The 5,942-nt window shown below is 70.0% G+C and carries 5 protein-coding genes; 4 read left to right on the top strand and 1 reads right to left on the bottom strand.

Annotated features, from left to right (window positions below; genetic code table 11):
• Positions 1–661: 661 nt before the first annotated feature.
• Complete coding sequence (locus ABZW30_RS46265; RefSeq protein WP_355677365.1) at positions 662–1,393, top strand: aminoglycoside phosphotransferase family protein; 732 nt, start codon at positions 662–664, stop codon at positions 1,391–1,393.
• A 193-nt stretch (positions 1,394–1,586) separates the two neighbouring features.
• Here the strand turns inward: ABZW30_RS46265 and ABZW30_RS46260 are convergent, their stop codons facing one another.
• Complete coding sequence (locus ABZW30_RS46260) at positions 1,587–1,727, bottom strand: hypothetical protein (protein ID WP_355677364.1); 141 nt, start codon at positions 1,725–1,727, stop codon at positions 1,587–1,589.
• A 210-nt stretch (positions 1,728–1,937) separates the two neighbouring features.
• On the opposite strand from ABZW30_RS46260, the gene ABZW30_RS46255 reads away from it, so the two are divergent.
• From ABZW30_RS46255 to ABZW30_RS46245, 3 genes are all read left to right on the top strand, one after another.
• A complete protein-coding gene (locus ABZW30_RS46255) occupies positions 1,938–2,477 on the top strand; it encodes a hypothetical protein (RefSeq protein ID WP_355677363.1) in 540 nt (179 codons plus the stop codon).
• A gap of 823 nt (positions 2,478–3,300) precedes the next feature.
• The gene (locus tag ABZW30_RS46250) at positions 3,301–4,617 is read left to right on the top strand and encodes a S53 family peptidase (protein ID WP_355677362.1); all 1,317 of its coding nucleotides are present in this window, start codon (positions 3,301–3,303) and stop codon (positions 4,615–4,617) included.
• A 529-nt stretch (positions 4,618–5,146) separates the two neighbouring features.
• Complete coding sequence (locus ABZW30_RS46245) at positions 5,147–5,659, top strand: translationally-controlled tumor protein (RefSeq protein WP_355677361.1); 513 nt, start codon at positions 5,147–5,149, stop codon at positions 5,657–5,659.
• The last annotated feature ends 283 nt before the right edge of the window (positions 5,660–5,942 follow it).

The raw sequence follows: 5,942 nt of genomic DNA, 5'->3' as shown, positions 1-5,942 counted from the left end.
GGCGGGCCGCCGGGGCGCCGGCGACCCCCGCGGAGCGGGTCCCTACGGGCCTTCGGCCCTCCGTTCGCGCCTGACCTTCGGTCAGGCGGCGGACCCGCTCCGCGTGTCCGCACCCGGGCTTCGCCCGGGTGGGCCCGACGCTTCGCGTCCGGGCCGGCATCACTCCGCTTCGCTCCATGATGCCGGGTGGCTGGGCCGATATAATCTAGTTGAGCTAGACAAATGGCTGAACTCAAAGCGGGCTGACTAGGGGGAAGGGGTGGCACTGAGGGGTGCGTGCGGGTCGGCTTCACTCCCGCCAGATTGGTCTAGACCCTTGAGGGTTCGGGATGGTGGGCCGGTTCGGTCGGGTGACGGCCAGTCTGCAAGTGTATCACTTGTCCTCTGTCAGAGAATCCTGCCGGATCGGGGGTCCTGACCCCGTCCTTCGCAAGTCTTCCCACTCCCCCGAAAAACCGTCTGCTTGCTCTCGGATATTCCATCAGTTGGCTTCACGTTGCATGCGGCTTACAAAGCTGTCCGCCTGCCCCGAGGTGTGTTTCAGAATTTGACCGTCGGAGATTCCTGCCGTTCCTCCGGTGTGGGTTTTGGGACCGGCGCGCAGGTCGGGTCGGCATCGTCGGCACCCCTGACGGGGAGCAGGACCGTGCAGCATGGAGTCGTGGAGAACGAAGTGCCGTTGGCTGGTGGGCGCATCACCCCCGGCGTGGTCAAGGTCGGCAACACCGTCCGACGGCCGGTCACCGCGTCGTCCCCGTTCGTCGCGGAGCTGCTCGGTCACCTTCAGCAGCAGGGGTTCTCCGGGGCCCCGCGTCACCTCGGTTCCGATGAGGCCGGCCGTGATGTCTTCAGTTACCTGCCCGGCTGGGTGCCCGCACGCTTCCAGCGCTGGACCGACCCTCAAGTCGCCGCCGCCGGGGCCTTGCTCCGAGGCCTGCACGACGCCACCCGCGGCAGCCGCCTCGCAGGCCGGCGTCCCGTGGTCTGCCATCACGACCCAGGGCCGAACAACGCTGTCTTCTCCGACGACGTACCTGTCGCCTTCATCGACTTCGACACCGCCGCCCCGGGGGACCCGCTGGAGGACCTCGGCTACATGGCGTGGACCTGGTGCGTCTCCTCCAAGCCCGAGGCGCCGCCCGCCACCGCCCAAGCCGCACAAGTACGCGTCCTCGCGGACGCCTACGGGCTCGACGCCTCGTCCCGCGCCCGCCTCATCGACGCCATGCTCGACCGCCAGGCCCGCAACGCCCAATGGTGGCGAAGCCACCTCGCGTGTCCGGGACCCCGGGTCGCCGACGATCACCAGATCACCGAGCGCATCCGCTGGTCCGAACGGGAGCACGCCCACACAGCGGCCAACCACACGGCCTTCGCGGCAGCCCTGCTCTGACAACCGGGGCCTGCCCCGAAATGACGCGCCGCGTATTTGCTGCGGAGCGGTCAGAGTGCCTGCCGAATTGCCTTTTCAGCCATGGTGAAGCCTGCCCGTGGCTGCCTACGAAAAAGCGATGTCAGGAAATAGTCGGGCGTCCGTTCGCAATTAAAAATGCACTGACAGATGGACGCCGATTTCCAAAGGGTTCTTAGCCCTTCTTTTCCTTGGGTTCTTTTGGCCTTCGCGGGCCGAATACGGTGCGCAGGAATGAGGCGTTCTGGGCGGTCTGGACGCGCTCGGTGTGTTCTTTAGCGGCCTTGGTGAGCTGCTGGGCGGCTTCGGTGTACATCCCCTGGGGAGCGTTGCGGAATCCGCCGGGTGGGTTTTGGCGTGCGGGCGGGTCGTGGCGGTCTGAGCCGGACGGCGGGCGGGGTGTTGGGCCGAGTGCCCGCCTGGGCGCGCCGCGCGCGGGCGCCTCGGGTGAGGTGGGCGGTGGGCGGCCGTCGCGGTCCTCGGTCGCGCGGGCACGCCCGCTCGCCTACCTGATGAGGAGTGATTCATGCGCCGCGTCCTCCAACGCGCCGCCGCCACGGCCGGCCTGCTGCCGGTCGTGCTCGGCCTGGCTGCCGTCCCCGCGACCGCCGCCACCCCCGCCGCCGTCCCGACCGCCGTCCCGACCGCCGTCCGCGCGGTCCTTCCCCTGGTGCACTTCAAGCACGTCCGGCTCCCGCTGTCCGGCACCATCGCTGGCACCACCGAGAACATCGCCGTGACCGGCACCCTCGACGTGCGGGTGCGCACGCTGGCCGGCGGCAACGACATCGACGTCCAGGTCGTCAGCCGCCTGATCAACACCACCGGCCGCGGCCTCACCAGCGGCCGCACCTACCGCTTTCTCGGCACCGACACGGAACGCACCGAATTCCCGCCGAACCCGATCCGGCTGACCTTCGAGCCCACCTTCCTCGAATTCCCGCCGACCCCGATCATCCCGCCGGTCCCGATCAAGTTCCTGACCCTGAACGTCTCCCTCGCCGGCGACGGCAGCATCGGCGCCGTCGCGGCCACCGTCAACGGCGGCGGAGGCGGCAGCACCTGACCCCTCCCCCGGCCTGAGCGCCGCCGGTCCCGCGACCCGGGGCCCACGACCCGGGCCGCACCGGCCGACCCCGCACCTGCGCCGGGCGGACACGCCCGCACCGCCCGGCCCGCCACCCTTGAGGGCAAAACCCGCCGCCACCTCAGCCGCCGCCACGCCCCCACCACGCCCTCGGTACCAGTTCAAGCCCAGCGCAGCTGGTCGGCGGCCCGGACGGCAGCGAGCAGGCCCGGCGCAGCGGTCGGGCAGGGCGCAGCACTCACCCGGGGGCGGAGGGCTAGCGCAACTTCACAGTCGGCGGCAGCAGCACGGCGGCCCGAGGCGGCCCCGAGCCAGCGCAGCAAGCGGCCCCCGCCCGCCTATCCCCACACACGCGGCCGGCACCAGCCGGACGCAGAGAGGAGGGGCGCAGCCGCCCGGCGGTCGGCTTGGGTTGGCGGTGGGCGGTGTTGGTGAGGCCGCACGGGCGGGTGCAACGCGGGGGGTGCAACACGGCCGCCGGGCCCGCTCTACGGGGTATTTGCGCAGATCAGGGGTGCAATCGTCTACCGGTGGGCCGGCGGCGTGAGTCCGCCCGTGGGCACCGGTGGCCGCCGACGGAACCGGGCCAGTGCGAGAGCGGTTGCGCCGCTGGGGTGACTTCGGTGCGGTGTCCGATGTAATGCGGTGTCGGCCATCGGCTTGCTGCGGATTGTCGGCGGCGATGATGGCGACCACATCGAGCGGTCCGCCTGTGTGGGGCCGCGAGTCCAACCGGAATTCGGCTCAGGTCGGGTGACGCCTCGACGGGTTCCGGAGCCCGGCCGGCGGAACGAGGAGTCCCATGAGGCCCACCCCACTGATGCGGTCCCTGCTCGTCCTTCCCCTGCTGCTGGCTCTGGCGGGTATCGCCGCGCCCGCGCAGGCCCTGACGCCGGCCAGCGGCGGCACGCAGCCGTCCGACCCCGGAGCTGTGACGGCCCGGCGCGCCTGCGAACCGGCCCCGCCCCCGGCTGCGGGCGCGCCGACCGTGGCGCTGACCGCCCCGTCCGGCGCGGTGGTGAACGTGCCAGCCGGGCTGCGGGCGGCCTGCCTCGCGCTGATCCGCACCGACCTGCCCCGGCTGCGGCACCCGCGGCCGGACACCGAGCCGCCGGGCTACGGCCCGCGCGACCTCCAGTCCGCCTACGACCTGCCCCGCAACGGCGGCGGGGACCGGACGGTCGCCATCGTGTCGGCGTTCGACGACCGCACCGCCGAGAGCGACCTCGCCGTCTACCGCGCCCAGTTCCACCTGCCGCCGTGCACCACGGCCAACGGGTGCTTCCGCAAGATCAACCAGAACGGCGGCACGACCCCGCCCCCGACCACCGACGCCGGCTGGGTGTCGGAGACCTCCCTCGACCTCGACGCCGTCAGCGCCGTCTGCCCGGACTGCCCGGACTGCCACATCCTGCTGGTCGAGGCCGACGACAACAACTTCCTCAACCTGTTCCCGGCCGTCGCCCAGGCCGTGACACAGAACTCCAAGTTCGTCTCCATGAGCTGGGGCGCCTCGGAGTTCCCGGCCCAGACGGGCCTCGACTCGTTCTTCAATCTCCCCGGCACCGCCTTCGTGGCCGGCAGCGGCGACAGCGGCTACCCCGACATCCTCTACCCGGCGGCCTCCCAGTACGTCGTCGCCGCCGGCGGCACCAGCCTGCACCGGGACCGGCACCTCGTCCCGCTCCTCCGCCGCGGATGGTCCGAGAGCGCCTGGATCCACGGCGGCTCCGGCTGCTCGCGCTTCGAGCCGAAGCCGCCCTGGCAGCACGATCCCGGCTGCGCCAACCGCACCGTCGCCGACCTCTCCGCGGTCGCCGACGAAGCGACCGGCATCGCCATCTACGCCACCGACCCCAACACCGGGCCCAGCTGGCAGGTGGCCGGCGGCACCAGCGTCTCCGCACCGCTGATCGCGGGCATGTACGCGGTCGCGGGCACGCCGGGCCCCAACGACTTCCCGAACTCCTACCCCTACGCCCGCCCCCGCGCGTTCAACGACATCGTCACCGGCTCCACCGGCTCCTGCGGCGGCTCCTACCTCTGCACCGCACTCCCCGGCTACGACGGCCCCACCGGCATCGGCACCCCCCACGGCGTCCGCGGGCTACGACGCTGACACACCCACACACCAGGTCACGGCGCACCGGACCGCCCCCAAGGCACCCGGTGCGCCTGCTTGTCGGAGGGGCCCTCGAGCCCGACGTTCGAAGCCTTTGTTGATCGTCGTGGTGGCTGCCCGGGTGAGTGATGGAGCGCCATCCGGCCGCGCAGACCGGCAGGTGCACGGTGACCGGGACACTCAGCGGCGCAGGGTCGACGGGCACCAAGAGTCCCATGACCGCGAGTCCAGCAGGCGTGGGCAGCAGCCAGCCTCGACACCGCAGCGTGATCACCTCAACCTGTCAGAACGTCGAAAGTCGAGCTACCGATTGCCGCTGAAGATTGACGGGTGGCCGGAGGAGGTAGGGGCGCTGGTACGTGCGGTTCCGCGATGACGCGTGATCGGCCTCACACTGTGTCACCATCCGGTTGCAGCCGGAGGGCAGTGGGCAGGACACGGGCGGTCCGACGCGAGGCGAGCACACCGGACCCGGGCCGCCCGAAGGCTGTCGGCCCGAACGAAGGACGAGATTGGGAGACATGGCGTGATCATCTACAAGGACGTCATCAGCGGGGATGAACTCTTCACCGATTCCTTTCCCGTGACGGAGTCGGGCAACGGCGTTGAGAAGGTGCAGTCCAGGTACATCCGCGTCAGCCGAGACGATGACCTCGGCGCGGCTCTTGAGTCGGAGACCAGCCCCGCCCACGACGTGGCGAAGGAAGACGGCCAGGACACCGTGATCGACATTGTCCATGCGCACTCTCTGCAGAAGATCCCCTTCGACAAGAAGAGCTACGAGACCTACATCAACGGCTACATCAAGCGCCTCAAGGCCAAGCTGAGCGAGAAGAGCCCAGGGCGCGCCGCGACGTTCGAGCAGCAGGCGGCGGCCCACGTGAAGGGCGTGCTCACGAATTTCGGGGATTACTCCTTCTACACCGGGGCGAGCAACGACAACCACGAAGGCATGGTCATTGCGGCCAGTTCCCCGTCCGAGGGCGCCGCCCCGGTCTTCGTCTTCTTCCTGGACGGGCTGTGGGAAGAGAAGATGTGACGCCCACGCTGGCATACCTACTCAAACTGCATTGGCAAACGGCCAAGGTTCACTGTCAACGGACAATGAGGCCGCACGGGTAGGTGCAACACGGCCGCCGGGCCCGCTCTGCGGGGTATTTGCGCAGGTCAGGGGTGCAACACTGACGTTGTGTTGCACCCCGTGTTGCACCTGCGTTGCACCCCCGCTGTCCTCTGACACTGAACGTTGACCGTTTGCCACTGAAGGTTAACCAAGCCGCTCCTCTGCCACCAAAGGTTGACCATTGGGCTGTTTCTGCCAC

Origin of the sequence: Kitasatospora sp. NPDC004669, from assembly GCF_040609455.1 — a bacterium.
In the GTDB taxonomy this organism is placed as follows: Bacteria; Actinomycetota; Actinomycetes; order Streptomycetales; family Streptomycetaceae; genus Kitasatospora.
This window is presented reverse-complemented; position numbering and strand designations above follow the sequence as displayed.